The sequence below is a fragment of the Kaistella flava (ex Peng et al. 2021) genome (assembly GCF_015191005.1).
In the GTDB taxonomy this organism is placed as follows: domain Bacteria; phylum Bacteroidota; class Bacteroidia; order Flavobacteriales; family Weeksellaceae; genus Kaistella; species Kaistella flava.
Genome location: NZ_CP040442.1, coordinates 1,406,730 through 1,431,744, shown reverse-complemented (window position 1 = coordinate 1,431,744; position 25,015 = coordinate 1,406,730). Strand labels below are relative to the sequence as shown.

The following is a 25,015-nucleotide window of genomic DNA, read 5'->3' as shown; positions in this document are numbered from 1 at the left end:
TTTTTTATAGTTTTTATCAAGTAAATGAATCTTATAAAGTCCTGAAAGGACGCTTTAACAAAAGATAGGATGAACTCCTATTATAAAAAGTAAAAATGAAAAAAAGAATCTTCGTAGAAAAAAAAGGAATTTTCGATGTTGAAAGTCCTCAGGTTTTTAATGAGATAAAAAATATCGTTCCGACGATTAAAGATGTTAAAGTCTATAATGTGTATGATGTTTTCGGTGTTAATGACAATGAGTTTTCAAAGGTCATCAACAGTACTTTTGTTGATCCGGTGACCGATATTTTGCATGAAGAGAATCCCGCAAAAAACACTCATTTTGCAACCGAATATTTGCCTGGTCAATATGATCAACGCGCAGATTCAGCGCAACAGTGTATTGCATTATTGACTGAAAATGAGAATGGTAAGGTGAGAAGTGGAAAACTAATCGAATTATTCGGAGTTTCTGAATCTGAAGTAGAAGTGATTAAAAATCATTTGATTAACAAAGTGGAATCGCAGGTTAAAGATTTATTGAAGTTGGAAATTCCAGCGGAAGAAACTCCTGATCCGGTTATTGTTCATGAAGGTTTCAATGACTTTTCTGCAGAAGAATTAAAAGCATTTTATGACAATCATGGTTTTGCTTTAGATATTGATGATTTACAATTTATTCAAAATTACTTTAAAGCCGAAAATAGAAATCCAACAGAAACAGAATTGAAAGTTCTCGATACGTATTGGAGTGATCATTGTCGACATACGACTTTCGAAACTGAACTAACTGATATTCAGTTTAATGATTCTTTTAAATCGACTTTAGAAACGATATTTAATGATTATTTAGAGAAGAGAAAATTCTTAGGTAGAGAAGCGAAACCGGTTTCTTTAATGGATTTAGCGACAGTTTGTGCAAGATATTTCCACAAGACAGGTAAATTGGAGAACCTTGTTGTTTCAGATGAAATAAATGCTTGTACGATTGAGATCGAAGCAGAATTTGATGGTAAAAAAGAACCGTGGTATTTGTTATTTAAAAATGAAACGCATAATCACCCAACTGAAATTGAACCTTTTGGTGGTGCATCAACTTGTTTAGGTGGCGCAATTCGTGATCCTTTGTCTGGACGTGCTTTCGTGTATCAAGCGATGAGATTGTCTGGAGCAGCCGATGTTTTAGAGCCTATTTCTGAAACTTTGGCAGGTAAACTTCCGCAACGAACGATTACGAAACAAGCCGCAAATGGTTATTCTTCTTATGGAAATCAAATTGGTTTAGCCACGACTTCAGTCAATGAAATTTACCACGATGGCTACAAAGCAAAACGAATGGAAGTTGGTTTTGTGGTTGGAGCCGTTAAAAAAGATTGGGTTAAAAGAGAGCAACCACAAAATGGTGATCTCGTAATTTTATTAGGTGGCGCAACTGGAAGAGACGGAGTTGGTGGCGCAAGTGGAAGTTCTAAAGTTCAGGATGAAACCTCGATTCATACTTTGTCAACCGAAGTTCAGAAAGGAAATGCAGTTGAAGAACGCAAAATTCAAAGACTCTTTAGAAATCCGGAAGTAACGACTTTAATTAAAAAATCAAACGATTTTGGTGCAGGTGGAGTTTCAGTTGCAATCGGTGAAATTGCTGATTCACTGGAAATTAACCTCGATATATTGCCTTTGAAATATGAAGGTTTAAATGGAACTGAACTTGCGATTTCTGAATCCCAAGAAAGAATGGCAGTTGTTATTGAAGCAAAAGACAAAGAAAAATTCATCAGGTTCTGTGAAAAAGAAAATATAAAAGCCGTAGAAGTTGCTAAAGTAACCGATTCTGGTAGGATGCAAATGTTCTGGCAAGGAAATAAAATCGTTGATTTAAGCCGAGCGTTTTTGGATACCAATGGTTGTGCGAAAACCCAGCATGCTGAAGTGTCACACTTGCAACCTATTGAAAATCAAATTATAAAGTTCAGTGAGGAAGCGTTTTTAAAAATACTTTCCAGTAATAATGTAGCATCTCAAAAAGGTTTGGCGGAAATGTTCGACGCTTCTGTCGGTGGAACTTCAGTAGCGATGCCGTTTGGTGGAAAACATCAGTTAACGGAAATGGAAGGAAGTGTGCAAACGCTGCCTATTTTAAACGCTAAAAATATTGAAACAGTATCTTTGGCAAGTTGGGGATTTGATGCCGATATATCGTCTCAAAACTCTTTAGTTGGCGCTGCGAATGCTGTGGTTGAAAGTATTGCCAAGATTGTTGCGATGGGCGGTGATTATAAAAATATCCGTTTGAGTTTCCAGGAGTATTTTGAGAAGTTAGGAAATCAACCGGAGAAGTGGGGGAAACCGTTGGCTTCTTTGCTTGGAGCGTATGATGCGCAGATGAATTTCGAATTGGCTGCGATTGGCGGTAAAGATTCAATGAGTGGAAGTTTTCAGGATATTCACGTTCCGCCGACGTTGATTTCTTTTGCCTGTGCGAATGGAGAAAAGAAAAATATCATTTCACCTGAGTTCAAAAAGGCCGGAAATAAATTGTACTTATTCAACCATATTTCGCAAGAAAATGGGATGCCGAATTATCAAGATTTGAAACAGATATTTGATTTTATATTTGAGAATATTAAGTCGAAAAAGATTGTTTCAGTGAAGACGATTAAAGAGGGTGGAGTTGCAGTTGCTCTTTCAAAAATGAGTTTTGGTAATCATCTTGGAGCAGAAATTAAAGTAGATGAAGATTTACTTTTAACAAAGAATATTGGAAGTTTAATCATAGAAAGTTCAGAGGATTTAGAAAATGATTTACTTCAAGTTATTGGTGAAGTGTTAAATTCGAATAAATTGAAAATCAGTGGTTTTGAATTCAATATCGAAAAACTACTTGAAATATGGAAAGGAACTTTTGAAGAACTTTTCCCAACCAAAGAAAAAACGAAAATGGTTGTTGAAATTGATTCAAAATTGAATTCTATTCAACCAAGAACGATTCATATTATCAAACATCAATTAGCAAAACCGAAAGTTTTTGCACCGATTTTCCCGGGAACGAATTGTGAATATGAAACTCAAAATGCCTTTAGAAAAGAAGGTGCTGAAGTTTCAGGATTACCCTTAATTAATCTCAATCATCAACTTTTAAATGAAAGTTTGGATGCTTGGATTTCGGAAATTAATCAGTCTCAAATTTTAGTTTTATCGGGTGGTTTTTCTGCCGGAGATGAACCCGACGGTTCTGCAAAATTCATCGTCAATGTTTTAAAAAATGAGAAGATGAAAAATGCAGTTCATCAATTATTGGAACGTGACGGAATGATTCTCGGAATCTGTAATGGATTCCAGGCTTTAGTAAAATCTGGTTTGTTGCCTTATGGTGAGATAAGAGATTTAGATGCAGATTCGCCGACTTTAGCGCATAACGCAATTGGTCGTCATATTTCTCAAATGGTCGATGTGAAAGTCATCAATGACGATTCTCCTTGGTTAAAAGGAATGAAAGATCAGGTCTTCACAATTCCGATTTCGCATGGTGAAGGTCGATTTATGGCTTCTGAAAAGGTGATTCAGGAATTGTATGAAAATGGTCAGATTGCAACTCAGTATATTGATCACGACGGAAAAATTGCGCACGGAATGCCATTCAATCCAAATAACTCACTATTCGGAATTGAAGGAATCACTTCTAAATCCGGTAAAATATTTGGAAGAATGGGGCATCCAGAACGTTTTGCTGAAGGTTTGATGAAAAATATTCCGACTGCGAATTATCATAATATCTTTAAAAACGGAGTTGAGTATTTCAAATAAAGGTCTTAAAATGTAAATTTTTTAACCGCAAAAGAGGCAAAAGATAAATCCAACAAAAAGGATTTTCAAAAGTGTGCAAAAAGTAAGAATAACAATTCATGCACGTTTTGCATTCTTTTGAATGGCTTTTAAAAGAAAACTTTTGTGTCTTTTGCGGTAAATGTTTCGAAAGACTTTAAAATAACTTTAATTATTATTTAAAGGAAATTAGATTTTAATTATAAGTCAATTTGCTTATATTCATCATATATTAGTGAATTGACTTATAATTTGGTTTAAATTTTAACAAAACATTATAAGGTGTTTGCCTTATATTTTTAATTTATAAGGATTATTGCTTATATTTGTAACATGATTGCGATTATCACTGGAGATATTATTAATTCTCAAAAATCAGATGTTGAAACATGGCTTCCAAAATTGAAAGATTTAATGGGAACGTGGTCAACGACGCCCCAAAATTGGGAAGTATACAGAGGCGATGAGTTTCAATTAAAATGCAGTGTAGATCAAGTGTTCCATAGAGCGCTTCTTTTAAAATCGCTCATCAGGAGTTTTGAAAATCTGGATGTTCGTCTTGCGATCGGGATTGGAAATGAAGTATTTCAATCTGAAAAAATTACCGAATCAAACGGCTCTGCTTATGTGAATTCTGGAAGATTATTGACCGACATCAAATCTCAGGGAAGAACATTAGCAATTCAAACTGAAAATGAAAAAGTAAATCGAGATCTGAATATCCTTTTCAAATGGGCTTCCATTGATTTTGATAATTGGACCGTTGCAACTGCCGAAATTATTCATCAGTTATTATGCAATTCAGAATTGACGCAGGACGACCTTGCAAAAGAATTGAATATTACTCAATCTTCAGTTAGTCAAAGGCTTAAACGAGCAAACTTCGACTTGATTCACGAAACTGATCAGTTTTTCAGGAAAAAAATATCAGAATTATAAATGATTTTTATTCCTCTCATATTGGCACATTTATTAGGAGATTTTATTCTTCAGCCTAATTCTTGGGTGGCCGATAAAGAGAAGAAAAAGGGCGGGAGTATCTATTTATACATTCATATTTTGTTGCATACGGTGCTTGCATTCGTGTTTTTATGGAATTTGAAATTGTGGTGGATTGCTGTAATTATCGGACTTACTCATTTTTTAATCGATTGGGCAAAACTGAATTTTCAAACTGCAAAGACCAAAAGAACTTGGTTTTTTATCGATCAAATCGCGCATATTTCAGTGATTGGAGCAGTATCGATTTTCTATTTTCCCTATTTCAGATGGGACGATTTCTTTCATCTTCGAAATTTAGAATTGATCACCGCAATCGTTTTTTTAACGGTTCCATCTTCAATACTAATAAAAACAGTTATTTCAATCTGGACGCCGGTTACCATTGAACACAGTAAAATACAAACAGAATCTCTCGTCAATGCTGGAAAGTATATTGGAATTTTAGAAAGACTTTTAGTCTTCGTTTTTATTTTGGTTGATCATTGGGAAGGAGTAGGATTTATGATTGCCGCAAAATCGGTTTTCAGATTTAGTGATCTAGCAGAAGCAAAACAAAGGAAACTTACAGAGTATGTCTTAATAGGAACTTTGCTAAGTTTTGGCATCGCAGTTCTTACGGGGATTTTAGTGAAAATTTAATTCCATAAGTCACAAAGTGGGATTTAAAAAAGAATAGGATTTTGGCCCTATTATAAAAATTAGAAAGTAAAAATTAAATAAAAAGTAAAAATGACAAAAGGAGCAATGCTTTATGAAGGAAAGGCAAAGCAAGTTTTCGAAACTGATAATCCCAATGAAGTGATTGTCCGTTTTAAAGATGACGCAACCGCTTTCAATGCACAAAAAAAAGGAAATTTCGATTTAAAAGGGGAAATGAATAATGCCATTACCACCTTGATTTTCGAATATTTGAACACTAAAGGAATTCCAACGCACTTCATCAAAAAGTTAGACGAAAGAGAACAATTGGTGAAAAGAGTACACATCATTCCATTGGAAATGGTGGTTCGTAATTACGTTGCTGGTAGTATGGCGCAAAGATTAGGAGTGGAAGAAGGAATTAAATCTCCCGTTACTATTTTTGATCTATGTTATAAAAGAGATGATCTTGGAGATCCGCTAATCAACGATCACCACGCAGTTTTTCTTGGTGCTGCAACTTACGAGGAATTGGATGAAATGTATGAATTGACTTCTGATATCAACGATATTCTAATCGATCTTTTTGATAAAATGAATATTATTTTGGTTGATTTCAAAATTGAATTGGGTAAAGATTCAGAAGGTAAAATTATCTTGGCTGATGAAATATCACCAGATACTTGCAGACTTTGGGATAAAGATACGATGATGAAACTCGACAAAGACCGTTTCAGACGTGATTTAGGTGGAGTGACCGAAGCGTATGTAGAAATTTATGAACGATTGAAAAAAGTTCTTCAAAAATAATTTTTGGGAAAACTAAAAATGAAAGATTTACAACAACACAGAGAAGATTATTTAAACCAGTTTAAGGAAAATACGTACGGTCGAAATCTTCTCAAAACAGATGATCCGTTTGATGCGCCTTCTGAGGAATGTGGGATTTTCGGACTCTATTCTGATAACGATGTCGATACGTTTTCGATGTCGCAATTTGGACTTTTTGCTTTGCAGCATCGTGGTCAGGAAGCCTGTGGGATTTCTGTAATGAAACAGGGTAAAATCTTTAATATTAAAGATGAAGGTTTGGTACTCGATGTTTTCAAAGAAATCCGGGAGCCAGAAACCTTTATGGGAAATTCTGCGATTGGACACACAAGATATACGACGGCTGGCGATAAGAAGAAATATAATTTTCAGCCATTTTTTGCCAAGAATGAATATGATCAAACGATTCTTACAATCGCACACAACGGAAATTTAACCAATGCTGCAGAATTAAAAAGAGAATTGGAAGCAGAAGGAGTAGTTTTTAGAGCAACTTCTGACTCTGAAGTGATTCTGAGATTAATTCAAAAGCATTTGGATTTAGGTTTGCGTGCGGCGATTAAAACCACCATGGAAAAAATTCAAGGTGCTTATTCTGTAGTTGGAATGACCAGAAATAAGTTCTTTGCCTTCCGTGATTTTCATGGGATTCGTCCGTTGGTTTTAGGAGCGATTGATGAGAAGACTTATGTTGTGGCTTCAGAATCTGTAGCGTTGGACGCTGTTGGAGCACAATACGTTCGTGATATTTTACCTGGAGAAATTATTTATACCAATGAAAATGAAACTGGTTTACAAAGTTTCATGGCCAAAGAAAACTGCGAGAAAAGAACTTGCGCTTTCGAATATATTTATTTCGCCAGACCAGATTCCATTATGGAAGGACTTAATGTTCACGAAATTCGGGAGAAATCTGGAATGAAAATTTGGGAGCAAGCGCCTGTAGAAGCAGATATCGTCATCGGAGTTCCTGATTCTGGAGTTCCGGCTGCAATTGGTTTTTCGATTGCTTCTGGTATTCCATTTCGTCCTGTTTTAATTAAGAACAGATATATTGGTAGAAGTTTCATCGTTCCGACTCAGGAAATGCGGGAGCGAATTGTGAATCTTAAATTGAATCCAATTATTTCTGAAATTAAAGGAAAGAGAGTAGTGATCATCGATGATTCTATTGTTCGTGGTACCACTTCTAAACGTTTGGTGAAAATTCTAAAAGATGCAGGAGTTAAGGAAATTCACTTCAGAAGTGTTTCTCCGCCCATTATTGCGCCGTGTTATCTAGGAATTGATACACCAACAAAAGACGATTTGATTTCTGCGAATATGAGTGTTGAAGAACTTAGACAATACTTGGGAGTTGATTCTCTGGAGTTTTTAAGTATGGATAATCTTAAAAATATTCTCGGAAGTTCAAACCATTGCTTTGGTTGCTTTACGGAAGAGTATCCCGTTCCGGCAGGACCAAATCCTGATTTTAAAGATGAATAAAAACAAAAGGTTGGGAATTAATTCCCAACCTTTTTTAATATATATGATTTGTGTTTTAGAATTTGTAAGCCAAACCAACTTGGAATAAGTTGTTTCTTACAGCGTCAGATCCACTTGGTCTGTCCTTTGCGATGTCAGTTAAACCAGCAACATATCTTGCAGTTAAACCTACATTTGGAGTGAAATAATATCCTGCTCCTAAACCTAAACCAAAGTTAAATCCGTTTAAATCGTCTTTGTAATTTGAACTTTCAGAAACGGTATTACCAGTTGATTCATTTTTCAATTTGTTTTTAGCACTTACCAATAGTCCGAATTCTGGACCTGCTTCTAAATAAAATGAAGGTGTAGCGTTATATTGGAACATAACTGGTACGGTAACGTAATCTAGGTTTCTTGCAGAAGAATATTCTGTACCAAGAACTGTTGCAGTACCTTTATCACCCATTTGAGAATACATAATTTCTGGTTGAATACTGAAGTTTGTTGCTAATGGAGCGTTCATAAATAAACCTGCATTGAAACCGATTTTCGATTTTTGGTCGCTTAATGATGCATCACTTGATAAAGAAGATACATTCATTCCTGCTTTGATCCCGAATTGTTGTGCGAATGACAATGAACTTACTGCGATTGCTGCACCTAATACTAACTTTTTCATAATCTTTAAATTTTCTAATTAATTTTTACGTTTTTAATAATTGAATTGTTTTGATTTTAATAATTGAAATTTCTAAATTTCTAAAATCATTCAATCCTCATTATCATTACATTTTTAAATTTGTTTTACGCTTGGAGTACTTTCAAATGGTGTGCCAAAATAATATATTGACATATGAAATTAAACAATGGTTTAAATAGTATTTTATTTATTTAACTATAAATCAGTCAGTTATCAAAAATAGAAAATTCCTACACAATAATTGTATAGGAATGTAGTTCAGCAGTTTAGTTACTTTTTACGGTAAATTTTGATAATATAGCAATGAGTTTTTAATGTTCTCAAGACTAACAGAACAATTAAAAGTTGAACTTCCTATTCCGGTTAATAAAGAGAAATTAATATTCCCCGCAGAGTTCTTTTTGTCGTTCTTCATTAAATTGACGATTTCCTCTAATGAAAACTCGCTAATATTTAATTGAGGGTAAAACTTTCGAATGTTGAAAACAATGTCATTTGCAGTTTCTTCTGAAATTAAATCCTGCAAAAATGAAATTCTCGTTTCGCAAATCATTCCCAACGCAACGGCTTCACCATGCATAATTGGTTTTCCTTTTAATAGAAATAAACTTTCTAAAGCATGACCAATCGTATGACCAAAATTCAAAGTTTTACGAATGTTTTGTTCCGTAAAATCTTGTTCAACGACATTTTGTTTAATCTTCATCGATCTTTCGATGAAAGGGAAAATGTTTTCTGGTGTTAATTCTTTAATGGAAATTAAATCATTCCAATGCTTTTCATCCGTAATTAAACCGTGTTTCAACATTTCGGCAAATCCACTTCTTAATTCCTCAAAAGGTAAAGTATACAAGAATTCAGGAAATACAAAAATCTGTTCCGGATGGGCAAAAGTCCCAATAATGTTCTTTAAAAATTGATGATCAATTCCCGTTTTACCTCCAATAGAAGCATCACACATTCCTAAAAGACTCGTCGGAATATTAGTGAACGAAATTCCTCTTTTGTAAGTCGACGCGATAAATCCGCCCATATCAGTGATGACGCCGCCACCCAAATTAATCATTAAGGCTTTTCGGTCGGTTTCAAATTCGGTTAAGATTTCCCAAAGTTGCGCCGCCGTTTCCAAAGTTTTCAATTCTTCGCCGGCTTCAATTTCGATGATTTCAAAAGGGATCTCGGTTTCTAAATTCCCTAGAAGCGTGGGAAGACAATGTTCGTGAGTGTTTTCATCAACTAAAATTAAAAGTTGAGTTGGGTTTAAATCTTTTATAAAATTGTTGAGTTGCGAGAAGTGCTCATCTAATATTGAAATCATGAATACTGAAATTTATCACAAAATTAAACTTTAATTTAGTCTTATCAATTCATTCAGTATTATTAAATTTGCTCAACTTTAATAATTATCATGAGTATTTTCAATAACACCCAGATTGCCTTTGCAGACAAAACCGATTCGCAACTTAAAAAAGCGTATTGGATGTTCAAAGCCATTGAGCAGCCTTTGATTACTAATGTTGGAATTTCAGCGCTTAACTTTACGGTAAAGAATGATTTTCCCTTTGTAACCAATATCGTGAAGCAAACTTTATTCGAACAGTTTTGTGGTGGTGAAACGCATGAAGAAAGTATGAAAGTCGTGAAGCAAATGTTTAAGCATCACGTCGGGAGTATTTTCGATTACGCAATTGAAGGGAAAGCAGAAGAAAAAGTTTTTGATGATACCTGTACTGAAATCAAGCAGAACATCAAATTTGCTGAAGGAAATCCAGCGATTCCTTTTGTGGTTTTTAAACCAACCGCTTTTGGACGAATTGAAATTTATGAAGAAGTTGGTAAAAAAGTAGAATTAACTACTTCGCAAAAAGAAGAATGGGCGAGAGTTGTAAAAAGATTTGAGGACGTTTGTCAAATGGCTTTTGACCGAAATGTAGTCTTGATGGTTGATGCAGAAGATAGTTGGATGCAAGACGCAACCGATGATCTGGTCAATGTCATGATGGAAAGATTCAATAAAGAAAAAGCCATTATTTGGAATACGATTCAAATGTACAGAACTGGAAGATTGGAATATTTGGCAAAAGATCTAGAAAGAGCCAAAGAGAAAAATTATTTCCTTGGTTACAAATTCGTGCGTGGCGCTTACATGGAAAAAGAAAGAGCGCGTGCTGCAGAAATGAAATATCCAGATCCAATTCAGCCGACCAAACAAGCGTCTGATGATAATTATAACGGTGCCATTGATTTTGTCTTAAATAACTTAGATAAAGTTTCTGCCTTTTTCGGAACACACAATGAGAAATCGACAGAACTTGTGATGGATAAAATGAAAGCGATGGGCTTGCCTCACGATCATCCACAAATTTATTTCGGACAGTTATACGGAATGAGTGACAATATCACTTATTATTTAGGTGCTGAAAAATATAATGTTTGCAAATATCTTCCGTACGGACCAGTGAAAGATGTTGTTCCATATTTGACGAGAAGAGCGCAGGAAAATACTTCTGTAGCCGGACAAACAGGACGTGAACTAGGTTTGATTCAAAAAGAATTAAACAGAAGAAAAGGAAAATAATTTTGAAATAAATTTTTTATTTTGAATTTTCAAAATAATCATTATCAATAGAAACGGGCATTAGCCCGTTTTTTATTTCCAAAAATGCAATTGGCTTTAGCCGAAATTTATTTCTAAATTTGTAAACCATTAATAACAATGGTACATCATCAAATCAACATATTTACGCATTGAGTTTCGCCCAAGTCATTCTTCCCTTAAATTTAAAAGGAACTTTCACCTACAAAGTTCCCGCTGAACTTTCGTCTTCCATTCAAGTTGGAATGAGGGTTTTGGTGGCTTTTGGTGGAAAAAAGATTTATACCGGAATTGTTTTCGATCTTCATGATCAAGAACCAGAAACCTTTGTACCGAAAGATATTATCAATATTTTAGATGATTTTCCGATTTTGCCCAAAGAACAAATTCAATTTTGGAACTGGCTTTCAGATTATTATATCTGTAACTTGGGTGAGATTTATCGTTTTTCATTTCCAGGTTCTTTAAAATTAGAAAGTGAAACGTATCTAAAATTAAGATCAAATATTGTTATTGATTTCGAGAATTTAGATGTCAATGAAATGTATTTGATACAAGCCTTGGAAGTTCGACAACTCATTAATTTAACGGAGATTGAAGCATTTATTCCTAAAAGAGATATTGTAAAAACTATTAAATCATTAATCGATTTACAATACATTGAAATTGATGAGAAAATCGCTGAAAAGTACAAAGCCAAAGAAGTTGCTTATTTAAAGATTAATAATGAAACCGTAAAGAATTCTCATTTACCTGAAATTCTTTTATCATTAAAACGTTCGCCGAAACAACAGGAATTATTTCTTTTATTATTAGAGAAACAAACCGAACATCCTGAAAAATTAATCAAAAAGTCAGATGTTTTTCATGAAGGAAATTACGTTCAAGCGCAATTAAAATCATTAATTGAAAAAGATTTGGTTCAGGAATATTATCTTCAAAAAGACAGATTAGAAAGTTATGAAGGCGAAACTGAAGAATTAGAAAAACTGAGTGATATTCAACTTCAAGCAAAAATTGAAATTGATGAAGCCTTTGAACAAGGAAAAAATGTGTTGCTTCACGGCGTTACTTCTTCCGGGAAAACCCACGTTTATTTAGAAAAGATTGAAGAAACTGTTGCTGATGGAAAAAACGTTTTATTTCTGCTTCCTGAGATTGCGATCACCAAACAGATCGTTCAGCGTTTAGAAAAAAAATACGGCAAACAATTGGGCTTTTATCATCAAAAATTAACTGATTTCGAAAAGGTAGAAGTTTGGAGAAGAATTAAAAATAACGATATCAAAATCCTTATTGGTACCAGGAATGCGTTGTTTTTACCTTATGAGAATTTAGGGTTAATCGTTGTTGATGAAGAACACGATTCCAGTTATAAACCGCGGGAAATTTCTCCGTTTTTTAATGCTAAAGATGCCGCGCAGGTTTTAGCGAAATTCTATAAAGCCAATGTTATTCTGGGTTCTGCGACTCCCTCGGTAGAATCTTATTACGCTGCAAAAAAGGAAAAACTGAAATACGTTTTCTTGGGCGAACGTTTTGGAAATGTAAATATTCCACAGTTTGAATTGATTAATTTTAAAGAAGCACAAGATTCTAAAAAATTGGTTGGTAGTTTTTCTTTGCAGTTAATTGACGAAATTAGAAAAGAACTCGATCAGAAAAAGCAAACCATGATTCTTCATAATCGCCGTGGTTACGCCAATGTTGTGGAATGTGAAACTTGTGGTTATGTAAATTACTGTTCGAATTGTGATGTGGTGATGACGTACCACAAGTATAATAATGAAATGAAATGTCATTATTGTGGGCAAAAAGCAGCAAAACCGAAAGCCTGTCCGAAATGTCATTCTGAAAAATTGAATGTAAGAGGAGTTGGTGTAGAGCAGATTCACGAAGAAGTTTGTAAAATTTTCCCTGAGTCAGAAGTCGACCGAATGGATGTTGATTCCATGCGCAAGAAATTTGCCTACGAGAAATTATATGAGAAAATAGAAGAAGGCGAGACGGATATTATTGTTGGAACTCAAATGATTTCCAAAGGATTAGATTTTGATAATATTGAATTGGTCGCAATTCCAAAAGCGGACTCCTTATTATATGTACAGGATTTTCGTGCTGAAGAAAGAGCGTTTCAATTAATCACTCAAGTTTCGGGTAGAGCCGGTAGAATGTCTGGAAATGGGAAGGTTTTAATTCAAACTTATAATCCGCAACATTCCATTTTTCAAATGCTTAAGGATCATGATACGCCAATGATTTACGAACATTTATTAACGGAGAGAAAGAAATTCCTTTATCCGCCTTTCGTAAAATTGATTATGATTGAATTAAAGCATCGTAGAGAAGATAAAGTAAATCGTGCTTCACAGTTTTTAGGTTCAATTCTTAGAAAATATTTACCCGAAGAATGTATTCTTGGTCCAGAAAAATCTCCAATCGGAAAGTTGAATTTAATGTATCAATACCAACTTTTACTCAAATTACCACGAGGTAAAAAGTATGCAGATTATAAAAATTTAGTTACCAAAAGTTTGACCGAGTTTGATGAGATTACAGCTTACCATTCTATAAAAAAGGTGATTTATGTTGACTTTTAACAAAGTTTAACAGTAATTACCATGGTTTTAGCACCGTTAAAACACTGTGCTTCAACAATATTTTATACTTTTGAGCGTTAAAAAGATGTTTTATATGAGAATCGTATTCTTTTAACAAAGCATTCACTAGATAATCAAATAATAAAATTAAATGATTAACATCAAAAAAATTCTGGTTTCCTCTGCAATAGCAGTTTCTGCATTTGCATTTGGGCAGGGAACCTTCGCTTCTACCAATTATCCTCAATCTTACGACAATCAAAATTCCAATACTTCTAAAGAGTCCGCTGAAAAACTTCTAAGCGCGAAAGAACTCGTAGATATCAAATTGAATTCTATGATGAACGATCCTGTTTTGCGAAATGCAAACTGGGGTTTCGTAGTTTATGATCCGAAAACCAAAAAGGTGATTAGTTCTTATAATGAGAATGCATCGTTGATTCCGGCTTCTACGACGAAGTTATTAACCACAGAAACTGCCATGAACCTTTTGGGAGAACAGTTTAAATGGGTTACTCAGTTAGAGTATTCAGGCACTATTGAAGATGGTGTTCTTAATGGAAATTTGTATATCGTGGGAAGTGGTGATCCTTCACTGGGTACCAATAAAGCAGGCGCAAGTTCTTACAGCAGCATAATTTCCGATTTTAAAGCAGCCATTTCCGAGAAAGGAATTAAAAAAGTAAATGGAGATATTATTATTCAAAACGGTGTTTTTAAATTAAATAAAAGCCAGTTATTACCGGAAAGTATCGTTTGGCTTGAAAATGGAAATTATTATTTACCCGTTGGAACGACTAAAGAAATCAATCCTCAAAATGAAAAACTGATTGCTAAGAAAGCAAATCCGTTTTCTGAGAATAAAAACTATTACTATATCTCGCCTTATATTGGTCAAATGGTATATGCTGATAAATTTGACGGTGGTAATTTAACAACGAAACTTCCGGATGCTCCAGCTTATTTAGCCAATAATTTACGTGCAGCAATGCTTAAAAGCGGTTTACCGGTAGTAGGAAAAGTCGTAGCGAAAATGACCGATCCTAATCCTGAGAAAAGAGAAGTTATCACTTCATACCAGTCTCCAACTTTAGCAGAGATCATTATGTATACCAATCAACACAGCGATAATGCTTTGGCAGAAGCAACGTTGAGAATGGTAGGTTTTCAAAAGTTAGGTGATCAAACTTTAGAAGCAGGAAGAATCGTGGTAAATGATCACTTAAAATCAGTAGGTTTTGAAACTGAAGGTCTAAATTACTTCGACGGAAGTGGACTTTCAAGAGCTAATGTGGTCACTCCAATTTCTCAAGTGAAGTTTTTAGCGCATTTGATGGATGAAAAATATTATACTACTTTTCAGGAAACTTTGCCAATTGGTGGACAAACAGGAACATTAAAAAGAATGTTTAACACGACCGGAAACGGACAGGTTTTCGCAAAAACAGGAACTTTAAATAAAGTGAAAACTTTAGCCGGATATATGAAAACAAATTCTGGTAAAACTTTGGTGTTTTCACTACTCATTAATAATTACGCAGGATCTGTAGATCAAGTTAAAAGCCGAATGGAGCAAATCCTGGAGCCGACTCTGAATCTGTAATTGTTTATTTCATTAAAATATTTACCTTTCAATAATTATTGAAAGGTTTTTTTTATCTTTAACGGTAAATAATTTAATCAATGAAACAATTTTATGTACTTGTAATAATGTTCGCTTTCGTTCAGGTTTTTGGACAAAACGAAGAGGCCGAAAGAAAAAGTATGATCAGAAATGAGGCTCGGCGATATACGAAAATGATTAACTACAACGTGAATCCAAACACTTTGAATTATGATTTGAGATATCAAAGATTGGACTTGAATCTAGATCCAGCACAATATTTTGTGAGTGGAACAGTAACGAGCCATTTCGTTCCGAATCAAAATATTTCCAGTATCTATTTTGACTTTTCTAATGTGCTGACGGTTTCCGAAGTGAAATACCATGGTACGAATTTATCATTCACGCAATTACCAACGAAGGAAATAAAAATCGACTTTCCAACGTCGCTCGCGTCGGCAACTTTAGATTCACTTACGATTAAATATTCTGGTGCACCTGATACTTCTGGTAGTGCGGGAGATGCTTTCACCACTTCAACTCAGGGAGGAAAGCCTGTTCTATTTACCCTTTCAGAACCTTACGGTGCGCAGGAATGGTTTCCGACCAAACAGAGTATGAATGATAAAATTGAAAAACTTGATATTAAGATTACTACTCCAAATCAATATAATGTAGCTTCTAATGGAAAGTTATTTTCTGAAACAATGTTGCCAGGAAATAAAAAATTGACTTTTTGGCAAACCAATTATCCGATTCCCGCTTATTTAGTGGCTTTGGGAATTACGAATTATACGAAGTTTAATGATGTGATGGGAACGCCACCTTTTCCGTTTGTGAATTATGTTTATCCTTCTACAGCAAACAATTCTTCAACGATGGCGAATATCAATTGGACCAAAGATATTATGAATGTTTTCGAAGAAAATTTTGGCCCATATCCTTACCGAAATGAAAAATACGGTCACATGGAATTTGGCTGGGGCGGTGGAATGGAGCATTCAACCATGTCGTCAATGGGCGGCTTTAGTAAAAGTCTTATTGCACATGAACTTGCCCATCAATGGTTTGGCGACAAAGTGACTACTGGAGCATGGAATGACATTTGGCTTAATGAAGGTTTCGCAACTTTCGGAGCGCATCTTGCCAATGAAAAGTTATTAATGACTAACAGTCAGTTTATGTCTTTTCTTTCGGATGAAATGAATTTTGTTACAAGTTCTGCTGGCGGGAGTGTTTACGTTAACGATGCTAATTTAGGAAGCACCAATGCCGTTTTTGACAGCAGATTAACTTATTCGAAAGGTGGTTATGTCGTTCGAATGCTTAAATGGATTTTAGGTGATGCCGTTTTTTATCAAGCTTTAAAAGAGTATCATTCCCGTCCAAATCTTGCCTATAATTATGTGCGAACAGATGATTTAAAGAATTCATTATTACAATCTACAGGAAAAGATTTTACCGAATTTTTCAACGACTGGATTTACGGTCAGGGATATCCGACTTATCAAATAAAATGGAATCAAACTACAGATAAAGTTTTGAGATTTAAAGTGGGTCAAACTCAAAGCCATCCTTCTGTTAGTTTCTTTAAAATGCCTTTACCCATTAAAGTAAACGGAACTGCCGGGCAAGTTGCTTATTTAGTTTTAAACAATAATTCAAATAATCAAAATTTTGCCGAAGCTTTGACTTTCACGGTGGCTTCAGTTCAGTTTAATTATGAAAATCAGATTATTACCAAAGGTTCAACAGTAACGAAAGATACTTCGATTCTCGCGGTAAATGATGCTTCTAAAAATGAAATCAGAATTTATCCAAATCCAGTGAAGGACCAACTTTCTGTAGATGGAATTACTAAAGATGAGTCGTATGAGATTTTCAGTATTGATGGTAAGTTGGTGAAGTCAGGAACGATTTCGTGTAAAAATTCAATCGGTGTAAATACGCTTCCAAAAGGAGTTTATCTGTTAAAAATTGCAGAAAAGAATTTGAAATTTATTAAAGAATAAAAGCGTTGAATTTAACCTTATGTTATTAATAACAAAATTAGAAAAGCACTTGAAAGAGTGCTTTTTTTCGTATTTTAGCGATTCAAAATAATTAAATATGATTTCTAAAAATTATCTGGAAAATTTACAGAACGAACTTCAAAATATTAAAAACGACGGCTTGTTCAAAAACGAGCGAATCATCACTTCACAGCAATCTGCGGTGATTGAAGCCAACGGAAAAACACTTTTAAATTTCTGTGCCAATAACTATTTGGGATTGTCTAATAATAAAGAAGTGATGAAAGCATCGCAAGATATGATCGAAAGCCACGGCTACGGAATGTCTTCGGTACGTTTCATCTGCGGAACTCAGGATATTCATAAAGAACTGGAAGCGAAGATTTCTAATTTCCTCGGTTTAGAAGACACGATTTTATATGCTGCATGTTTTGATGCAAATGGTGGAGTTTTCGAGCCATTGTTTACCGATCAGGATGCAATTATTTCTGATGAATTAAACCACGCTTCAATTATTGATGGTGTTCGTTTGTGTAAAGCTGCGAGATACCGTTTTAAAAATAATAATATGGCAGATTTGGAAGAGCAGTTAATTGAAGCTTCCAAAAAAGACCACCGTTTTAAAATCATCGTTACAGACGGTGTTTTCTCAATGGACGGAATTGTTGCTGATTTGAAAGGACTTTGTGATTTAGCAGATAAATACGACTGTTTGGTAATGGTTGACGATTCTCACGCTACAGGATTCATCGGTAAAACCGGTCGTGGAACTCATGAAGCAAACGATGTAATGGGTAGAGTAGATATCATTACTTCAACCTTAGGAAAAGCATTAGGCGGCGCGCTTGGCGGATTTACTTCCGGTAAAAAAGAAATCATCGATATGTTGAGACAGCGTTCCAGACCTTATTTATTCTCGAATTCTTTGGCTCCTGGAATCGTTGGTGCAGCGATTAAAGTGTTGGACATGATTTCCGACGACACAACTTTGAGAGATCAGGTAATGGAAAACGCAGAATACTTTAGAAAAGAAATGAAAGCCAAAGGTTTTGACATTCCTGACGGTGATGCAGCGATTGTTCCGGTAATGTTGTACGACGCACCTTTAGCCCAAAAAATGGCGGAACATTTAATGGAAGAAGGAATTTACGTTATCGGATTTTTCTTCCCGGTTGTACCAAAAGGAAAAGCGAGAATCAGAGTTCAACTTTCTGCATCTCATACCAGAGAACACTTAGACAAAGCAATTGAAGCTTTCGAAAAAGTAGGAAAGGATTTAGGAGTTATTTAATTCTATGAATCTAAAATGTTTTCTTTTAATTATAATGGTGTCCGTGGTATCTTGTGGTCCTGCGAGAATTAATCAATATGTAAAGGAAGACAAGATTCAAAAAAGAAATGGCAAATGGATAGAAACTAATTCTACCGAGCAGGGAGATTTTGTTTCAAAAGGAAAATATAGAAAGGGTAATAAAGTTGGTGTTTGGTTTACGTCGATTGATAATACGAATTATCAAAAAGACGTTTATAGGAAAGATATCATCAAGACAAGAATTTTTCATCCTAACGGAAAAACGAAGATAAAAGGACAATCGACAACTGAAGTTACCGATGATTTTATCCACTGGTTTTATTCTGGCGATTGGAAACACTATAATGAAAAAGGGAAATTGATTTATATAAAAAAATATAACCGAGGGAAACCTTTAGACAGTATTTCTTATCATTATTAAATCAATTTAAATGAAGTCTGTTTTTATTTAAATTATAGTCCTAGAAATTCGCAATAAGTTAATTGTTGCAAAATATATTTAAAAACCTTCTGTAATGGAAGGTTTTTTTATTTTAACCGCAAAAGAAGCAAAAGGCAATTGAAAAAAAATAGTACAAAAGAATGTAAATAATTAAGAGCGTTATTCCATGTATCTTTTGCAACCTTTTGAATGTCCTGATAAATAAACCTTTTGGATCTTTTGCGGTTAAAAATTTTCAAGAAATATTTTATGAACTTTTCATCAGCATTATTTTAAACTTCAGAAATCAAAAACTTTTGTGACTTTTGTGGTTAAAAAAAAAATTACTCTAACTCAACGATTTTACAATCGAAATAACACTCAAAGTAATTATAAGAATACCAATAACCACAAACATTTTCTTAATCGGAATTCTGCTCGTAAGCATTGCTGCAAAAGGTGCCGTAACGATTCCACCAATCAAAAGTCCGAGAACAATATTCCAATGCTGAATACCAATCGTTATTACAAAAGTGATTGCGCTGGTAATGGTCAAAATAAATTTTGATAGCGTAGAACTCCCAATCACGTATCTTGGCGTTCGTCCGTCTTTTAATAAAGTTCCGGTAACCATCGGTCCCCAACCGCCGCCGGTAAACGAATCGATAAAACCGCCAAACAATCCTAAAATTTTGATGTTTCGTCCGGATTTCTGAATTCGTTTTTCCTTTCTATTATTTTTAAAAGCGTTTCGTAAAATGTTAATTCCGAGATATAAAGTATAACAGGAAATAATTGGTTTTACAATAGGAGCATAATGTTGCCCGAAATAAGTAAGTGATAATGCGCCGATAATCGCACCAATAATTGCTGGAATCGCTAAGGCTTTTACCAACTTCATATTCACATTCTTTAATCGGAAATGGCTGATGCTTCCTGCTGCAGACGTAAATGTTTCTGCCGAGTGAATACTTGCACTAATGATTGGCGGCGCAATATTCAGCATCAAAAGAATCGTGGTACAAATAATTCCATAACCCATTCCCGTACTCCCGACAACCAATTCTGCGACGAAACCAACCGCCAACATTTTATAGAAAATATGATTGTCAGCATTTAGAAATGCATTAATGTCTGGGAATAATTGAAATTCAAAAAGAATATAAGAAAGAACACCAATTAAAACCATGACGCCGATAATACCAAGATAGATATTAGAACGACGGCGAACCGCTTTCGTTATTTTTTCTAAATTTTCGAATTCTGAATTGGCAAGAGGACGTTTTTGTTTCTGATCAAGATAATCAGCCGTAATCGTATCGAGCGATTTCAGTTCATCATCTCGGTTCATTAAAGGGTTTTTGTAGGCGAATTTCAATTTTTCAATAAACTCCTCAAGATCAGATGGAATGCTGTGTTCGATAATTCGGTTGATTCTTTCCTGAACTTCTGGTGAATAATCATTTGAAGAAATTCCCAATTTTATATTTTCCTTTTTAATAACAGAAACCAAAGAGAAATCACTGATTTGTGGTTTCTCGATGACGTTGATGAGGATATTTTTATTTTGAGAAAGTTGAAGAAGGTGTTCTTCGTATTCATGATCTTCAGTAGAAATTATTAATAAGGCAAAATTCTGAAAATCATCTTCTTCCATTTTTCGATGGTAAAGAATGATATTGGATTTGTCCGAAGAAAATTGAATGATTTCTTCTGAAATATTTTCGTCAAAAATTTTGATTTTACAATGGATGGAATTTCGACAGATTTGTTTTACTGCCTTTAAAATCAATTCATCATGTCCAACCAATAATACGGGAATCCTTTCCAAATTAAGGAATATCGGATGCATATTATTAGGTTGAACTTCGGTCATGGATTATAGAATCATTACCGCGCCAACAGTTGAATTGCTGGTTTCATCAACCAAAATGGCACTTCCTGTTCCTTTATTTTTTTCAAAAGAATCGAAAACCAACGGACTCGCGGTTTTTATAGTAACTCGTACAACTTCATTCAGTTTTACGGAGTCAGTTGGAGTTTTCTCTAAAGAATTCACATCTAATTTATAATCGATTTCTTTGATAATGGTTTTAATCAATTTGCTTCTATGTTGGAGAAAGTATTTATTTCCGGGAACTAATTCTTTATGATCCATCCAACAAACCAACGCTTCGAATTCATTAGCCACGTTTGGAATTTGATCTGCATGAACAAAATAATCACCACGCGAAATATCGATATCATCTTCAATATGAATCACGGCAGGTTGTGGCGCAAAAACTTCATCGACTTCTTTTCCGCCAGTTTCAACTTTAGAAATAGTGGTTTCTATATTTTGCGGAAGCACTTTTATGCGATCTCCTTTTTTATAAATTCCACTTACGATTTCTCCTGCGTAACCTCGATAATCATGGAATTCTTCGGTTTGCGGACGAATGACAAACTGTACTTGAAAGCGAGTATCTTCCAGATTAATTTCTTTATTGATTTCAATTTGCTCCAAATATTCTAATAAAGAATTTTCTTTAAACCAAGGCATTTTGGTAGAGCGGTCGACAATATTATCTCCATCTAAAGCAGAAATCGGGAAAAACTGAATATTGCTGAGGTTCAGTTTTTTAGCAATTTCCAGATAATCTGTTTTAATATTTTCAAAAACTTCTTCTGAATAATTAACCAAATCCATTTTATTCACCGCGATGACGACGTGCTTAATTTTCAAAAGAGAAGCGATGATACTGTGTCTTCTGGTTTGCTCAATAACGCCTTGTCGTGCATCGATAAGGATAATCATCAAATCAGAATTCGACGCGCCGGTAATCATGTTACGCGTGTATTGAACGTGACCGGGAGCATCTGCAATAATAAATTTCCGATTCGGTGTCGAGAAATATCGGTACGCCACATCGATGGTGATTCCCTGTTCTCGTTCGGCACGCAAACCGTCGGTAAGAATCGCTAAATCGATTCCGTCTGAATTTTTATTTTTAGACTGTTTTTCCAAGGCTTCCAGTTGATCGACCAGAATACTTTTGCTGTCGTATAAAAGGCGGCCAATTAAGGTGCTTTTACCATCATCAACACTTCCAGCAGTCATTAATCTTAATATATCCATGTTTTCTTATTTATTAGCAATGAGTAATTGGTATTGAGTAATAATTGAGTTCCTTATTACCAATTGCTCATTATTCATTACTGATTGCTCATTAAAAATAGCCTCTTTTTTTTCGGTCTTCCATTGCGGCTTCGGTTACTTTATCATCGATTCTGGTTTCACCTCTTTCCGAAATTCTTGACGCGGTAATTTCCTGAACAACTTCATCTAAAGTCGCTGCATTACTTTCTACCGCTGCCGTACAGGTCATATCACCAACAGTTCTGTATCGAACGGTTTTGGTAGAGATAACATCGTCTTCATCAATTTGAATAAAATCTGAAACGGCAATGAGTTGACCTTCATATTCCAAAACTTCTCTCTCGTGTGAAAAGTAGATTGATGGTAACTGAATCTTTTCTTTTTTAATATAGTTCCAGACATCAAGTTCCGTCCAGTTTGAAATTGGGAAGACCCGAACATTTTCACCTTTGTGAATTCGTCCGTTATAGATTTTCCATAATTCTGGTCTTTGAAGTTTTGGATCCCATTGTCCGAAATCGTCCCGAACAGAGAAAAATCATTCTTTGGCTCTGGCTTTTTCTTCATCACGTCTTGCGCCACCAATACAGGCATCGAATTGAAATTCTTCAATCGTTTCTAATAAAGTATGCGTTTGCAACCAATTTCGGGAAGCGAATTTTCCTTTAGGTTCTGTCAGTTTTTGTTTGTGAATCGTATCTTCAACTTTTCTAACAATTAATTCTGCTCCGATTTCTTTGGCTAAAAAATATCGGTAAGCCAAGGCTTCCGGGAAATTATGACCTGTATCAATATGAACTAATGGAAAAGGAATTTTCATCGGTGCAAAGGCTTTCATCGCCAAATGAACCAACAAAATAGAATCTTTTCCACCGCTGAATAATAACGCTGGTTTTTCAAATTGAGCCGCAACTTCCCGCATGATATAAATGCTTTCCGCTTCTAATTGCTCCAGATCATTTAAATGATATTTTGACATAATCGAGTTTTAGAATTTTTATTTTTCTGAATGAAGACCGCATTCTTTCTGAGATTCTTCCCACCACCATCTTCCAGCGCGTGGATTTTCACCGGGTTCGATTGCTCTAGTACACGGTTTGCAACCAACGCTGATGAAGCCTTTTTTATGAAGAGGTAAATCCATAATTTGATGTTCATCAATATATTTTAAAACCTCATCGTAAGTCCAGTGGAGTAGTGGATTGAATTTATAAAGTTGTCTGGTTTCGTCCAATTCCAGCATTTTTAAAGAATGTCGGTTTTCAGATTGTTCACTTCGTAGTCCGGTAATCCAAATTTTCGCACCTTTCAAAGCACGATTGAGGGGTTTTACTTTTCGGATATAGCAGCATTCTTTTCTGTTTTCTACAGAATGGAAAAAACCGTTAATTCCTTTTTCATTGACAAACTTTTCAACATCATCTGCTTCCGGAAAATAGACTTCTGTTTTGATTTTGTATTTGGAATTGTTGTTGGAAAGAAGCTCGTAATGTTCATAAAATAATCTTCCCGTATCCAATGTAAATACTTTTATGGGTAATTTATTTTTAAAAATAACATCGGTAATGATTTGGTCTTCTTGACCTAAAGAAGTTGAAAAGACAATTCCGTCTGGAATCATCTCGCACAATTTAGAAAGACTTTGCTCGAGGGAAAGGGTTTCTATTTGCTGAATTTCTTCTGTTGAGAACATTATTTCTTTATTTAATGTCAGCAAATTTGCAATAAATTTATTATCCTACCAAATTAGTGGACTAATAAATCAAATAAAAAGATATCGAATTAATCTGCAATATCCAGCAAAGTTTTCTTTTCTAAAATCGCTAAAGAGGCGTCACGAACTTCGATAAGAACATCATGTAAACTGCAATGTTCGTGATTGCAATTCAGACATTGTTCATGAAAATTAAGACTCACACACGGAATCATCGCGATAGGCCCATTCACCAAACGAATAATCGTGGCAAGCGTAACATCAGCCGGATTGGCATTGAAAAAATAACCACCGCCTTTTCCTTTTTTGCTGTCGAGGATTTCGGCTTTTTTCAGTTCAAGCAGAATATTTTCTAAAAACTTTAAAGGGATTTTTTTCTCAGCTGCAATATCTGAAATCAAAACTGGACCTTCATTCTTTTTCCCAACGAGATAGGAAAGGGCTCTGAGTGCGTACTGGGATTTTTTGGATAGCATAAAGCAAAATTAAGTAAAAGATTTTAGAAGACAGAAAAAGTATCAAAGCAAACATATTGAATTTCTTAACCATCCCGAAGTTTCGGGACATGAATTTTTAGTTAGTAAAAATGAGCTGATCCTATTTTTTTTAAAATAGAAAAATCCGTGTAAATCAGTGTGCTCAAAAAAATAATGCGTTAAGACTTCATAAAATATGATATTTTGACTAAGTTCGCACTTCGTAAATTTATTTGAATGTTTAGCAAAGAAGAAGCACAACAAGTTAGAAAAGAATTCTGGATCGCCTTTGGAAAAAGTTTTCCCAGAAAGTGGATTTTATACCATACCAAGGTTAAAGATTTCGCCTTTAAATTTAATGCTGATGCTAAAAAAGCAGAAGTTTCACTAGATATAGAAATTAACGATGAAATTTTTCGCAATGCTTATTTCGAAAAAATGTGGTCGCTTGAATCTATTTTAGAAGAAGAATTAGGCGAAATTCACAAGGATGAATTCTACACTTTAGAAAACGGAAAAGTCATTTCCCGATTTTGGATTACCAAAGAAAATGTTTCCATTTATAATAAAAATACATGGCAAGAAATCTTCGAGTTTTTTGTTGAAAAAATGGACGGATTTGAAAGAGTCTTTTATGAATATGAGGATTTTATAAAAGATGTTTAATTCCATTTCTCTTTCTCATTTTTAACAAAAA

General features: G+C 34.6%; 18 protein-coding genes and 1 pseudogene. 12 read left to right on the top strand and 7 right to left on the bottom strand.

The features are described from left to right. The first annotated feature begins 95 nt into the window (after nt 1–95). The 5 genes from Q73A0000_RS06520 to purF all read left to right on the top strand — a co-directional run bounded on the left by Q73A0000_RS06520 (nt 96) and on the right by purF (nt 7,763). Nucleotides 96–3,785, top strand: coding sequence for a phosphoribosylformylglycinamidine synthase (locus tag Q73A0000_RS06520; protein WP_193813266.1), 3,690 nt, complete (start codon nt 96–98; stop codon nt 3,783–3,785). Nucleotides 3,786–4,136: 351 nt separating this feature from the next. Beyond that, entirely contained in the window at nt 4,137–4,742 is a 606-nt protein-coding gene (locus Q73A0000_RS06515; RefSeq protein ID WP_193813265.1) for a SatD family protein, read from the top strand. After that, a complete protein-coding gene (locus Q73A0000_RS06510) occupies nt 4,743–5,444 on the top strand; it encodes a DUF3307 domain-containing protein (RefSeq protein ID WP_193813264.1) in 702 nt (233 codons plus the stop codon). A gap of 90 nt (nt 5,445–5,534) precedes the next feature. Beyond that, nucleotides 5,535–6,254 (top strand): phosphoribosylaminoimidazolesuccinocarboxamide synthase, encoded by a 720-nt coding sequence (purC, locus tag Q73A0000_RS06505; RefSeq protein WP_193813263.1) that lies wholly within the window; start codon nt 5,535–5,537, stop codon nt 6,252–6,254. A gap of 18 nt (nt 6,255–6,272) precedes the next feature. Further along, nucleotides 6,273–7,763 (top strand): amidophosphoribosyltransferase, encoded by a 1,491-nt coding sequence (purF, locus tag Q73A0000_RS06500; RefSeq protein ID WP_193813262.1) that lies wholly within the window; start codon nt 6,273–6,275, stop codon nt 7,761–7,763. Between the two features lie 55 nt (nt 7,764–7,818). Here purF and Q73A0000_RS06495 read toward each other — a convergent pair whose 3' ends face one another. Both Q73A0000_RS06495 and aroB read right to left on the bottom strand, forming a co-directional pair. After that, entirely contained in the window at nt 7,819–8,424 is a 606-nt protein-coding gene (locus tag Q73A0000_RS06495) for a porin family protein (RefSeq protein ID WP_193813261.1), read from the bottom strand. 298 nt (nt 8,425–8,722) lie between these two features. Next, nucleotides 8,723–9,763, bottom strand: a complete 1,041-nt coding sequence (gene aroB / locus Q73A0000_RS06490) for a 3-dehydroquinate synthase (protein WP_193813260.1) — start codon at nt 9,761–9,763, stop codon at nt 8,723–8,725. Between the two features lie 90 nt (nt 9,764–9,853). On the opposite strand from aroB, the gene Q73A0000_RS06485 reads away from it, so the two are divergent. The 6 genes from Q73A0000_RS06485 (at nt 9,854) to Q73A0000_RS06460 (ending at nt 18,989) form a co-directional block, all read left to right on the top strand. Beyond that, nucleotides 9,854–11,023: a proline dehydrogenase family protein gene (locus Q73A0000_RS06485; protein ID WP_193813259.1), complete on the top strand. Its 1,170-nt coding sequence runs from the start codon at nt 9,854–9,856 to the stop codon at nt 11,021–11,023. 170 nt (nt 11,024–11,193) lie between these two features. Next, nucleotides 11,194–13,641 carry a primosomal protein N' gene (gene priA, locus Q73A0000_RS06480; protein WP_193813258.1) on the top strand — a complete coding sequence of 816 codons (2,448 nt, stop codon included), beginning with the start codon at nt 11,194–11,196 and terminating at the stop codon, nt 13,639–13,641. Nucleotides 13,642–13,792: 151 nt separating this feature from the next. Then, entirely contained in the window at nt 13,793–15,244 is a 1,452-nt protein-coding gene (gene dacB, locus Q73A0000_RS06475) for a D-alanyl-D-alanine carboxypeptidase/D-alanyl-D-alanine-endopeptidase (protein ID WP_193813257.1), read from the top strand. Between the two features lie 80 nt (nt 15,245–15,324). Beyond that, nucleotides 15,325–17,256, top strand: a complete 1,932-nt coding sequence (locus Q73A0000_RS06470; RefSeq protein ID WP_193813256.1) for a M1 family aminopeptidase — start codon at nt 15,325–15,327, stop codon at nt 17,254–17,256. Between the two features lie 97 nt (nt 17,257–17,353). Further along, the gene (gene kbl, locus Q73A0000_RS06465; protein ID WP_193813255.1) at nt 17,354–18,547 is read left to right on the top strand and encodes a glycine C-acetyltransferase; all 1,194 of its coding nucleotides are present in this window, start codon (nt 17,354–17,356) and stop codon (nt 18,545–18,547) included. Between the two features lie 34 nt (nt 18,548–18,581). Further along, nucleotides 18,582–18,989: a hypothetical protein gene (locus tag Q73A0000_RS06460; protein WP_193813254.1), complete on the top strand. Its 408-nt coding sequence runs from the start codon at nt 18,582–18,584 to the stop codon at nt 18,987–18,989. Between the two features lie 349 nt (nt 18,990–19,338). Here the strand turns inward: Q73A0000_RS06460 and Q73A0000_RS06455 are convergent, their stop codons facing one another. The 5 genes and pseudogenes from Q73A0000_RS06455 to Q73A0000_RS06435 form a co-directional block, all read right to left on the bottom strand. Next, entirely contained in the window at nt 19,339–20,865 is a 1,527-nt protein-coding gene (locus Q73A0000_RS06455; protein ID WP_244140828.1) for a TSUP family transporter, read from the bottom strand. A gap of 3 nt (nt 20,866–20,868) precedes the next feature. Beyond that, entirely contained in the window at nt 20,869–22,107 is a 1,239-nt protein-coding gene (locus Q73A0000_RS06450) for a sulfate adenylyltransferase subunit 1 (protein ID WP_193813253.1), read from the bottom strand. Nucleotides 22,108–22,198: 91 nt separating this feature from the next. Further along, nucleotides 22,199–23,107 (bottom strand): annotated as a pseudogene (gene cysD / locus Q73A0000_RS06445) (sulfate adenylyltransferase subunit CysD). An 18-nt stretch (nt 23,108–23,125) separates the two neighbouring features. After that, complete coding sequence (locus Q73A0000_RS06440) at nt 23,126–23,821, bottom strand: phosphoadenylyl-sulfate reductase (RefSeq protein ID WP_193813252.1); 696 nt, start codon at nt 23,819–23,821, stop codon at nt 23,126–23,128. 89 nt (nt 23,822–23,910) lie between these two features. After that, nucleotides 23,911–24,318 (bottom strand): RrF2 family transcriptional regulator, encoded by a 408-nt coding sequence (locus Q73A0000_RS06435; RefSeq protein WP_193813251.1) that lies wholly within the window; start codon nt 24,316–24,318, stop codon nt 23,911–23,913. Nucleotides 24,319–24,555: 237 nt separating this feature from the next. Here Q73A0000_RS06435 and Q73A0000_RS06430 point away from each other — a divergent pair, with 237 nt between their 5' ends. Then, nucleotides 24,556–24,984 carry a DUF4268 domain-containing protein gene (locus Q73A0000_RS06430; protein WP_193813250.1) on the top strand — a complete coding sequence of 143 codons (429 nt, stop codon included), beginning with the start codon at nt 24,556–24,558 and terminating at the stop codon, nt 24,982–24,984. Nucleotides 24,985–25,015: the final 31 nt, after the last annotated feature.

Coding starts and splice junctions, on each gene's coding strand:
- Q73A0000_RS06520 (WP_193813266.1), top strand. CDS start 96: ATGAAAAAAAGAATCTTCGTAGAAAAAAAAGGAATTTTCGATGTTGAA.
- Q73A0000_RS06515 (WP_193813265.1), top strand. CDS start 4,137: ATGATTGCGATTATCACTGGAGATATTATTAATTCTCAAAAATCAGAT.
- Q73A0000_RS06510 (WP_193813264.1), top strand. CDS start 4,743: ATGATTTTTATTCCTCTCATATTGGCACATTTATTAGGAGATTTTATT.
- purC (WP_193813263.1), top strand. CDS start 5,535: ATGACAAAAGGAGCAATGCTTTATGAAGGAAAGGCAAAGCAAGTTTTC.
- purF (WP_193813262.1), top strand. CDS start 6,273: ATGAAAGATTTACAACAACACAGAGAAGATTATTTAAACCAGTTTAAG.
- Q73A0000_RS06495 (WP_193813261.1), bottom strand. CDS start 8,424: ATGAAAAAGTTAGTATTAGGTGCAGCAATCGCAGTAAGTTCATTGTCA.
- aroB (WP_193813260.1), bottom strand. CDS start 9,763: ATGATTTCAATATTAGATGAGCACTTCTCGCAACTCAACAATTTTATA.
- Q73A0000_RS06485 (WP_193813259.1), top strand. CDS start 9,854: ATGAGTATTTTCAATAACACCCAGATTGCCTTTGCAGACAAAACCGAT.
- dacB (WP_193813257.1), top strand. CDS start 13,793: ATGATTAACATCAAAAAAATTCTGGTTTCCTCTGCAATAGCAGTTTCT.
- Q73A0000_RS06470 (WP_193813256.1), top strand. CDS start 15,325: ATGAAACAATTTTATGTACTTGTAATAATGTTCGCTTTCGTTCAGGTT.
- kbl (WP_193813255.1), top strand. CDS start 17,354: ATGATTTCTAAAAATTATCTGGAAAATTTACAGAACGAACTTCAAAAT.
- Q73A0000_RS06460 (WP_193813254.1), top strand. CDS start 18,582: ATGGTGTCCGTGGTATCTTGTGGTCCTGCGAGAATTAATCAATATGTA.
- Q73A0000_RS06455 (WP_244140828.1), bottom strand. CDS start 20,865: ATGACCGAAGTTCAACCTAATAATATGCATCCGATATTCCTTAATTTG.
- Q73A0000_RS06450 (WP_193813253.1), bottom strand. CDS start 22,107: ATGGATATATTAAGATTAATGACTGCTGGAAGTGTTGATGATGGTAAA.
- Q73A0000_RS06440 (WP_193813252.1), bottom strand. CDS start 23,821: ATGTTCTCAACAGAAGAAATTCAGCAAATAGAAACCCTTTCCCTCGAG.
- Q73A0000_RS06435 (WP_193813251.1), bottom strand. CDS start 24,318: ATGCTATCCAAAAAATCCCAGTACGCACTCAGAGCCCTTTCCTATCTC.
- Q73A0000_RS06430 (WP_193813250.1), top strand. CDS start 24,556: ATGTTTAGCAAAGAAGAAGCACAACAAGTTAGAAAAGAATTCTGGATC.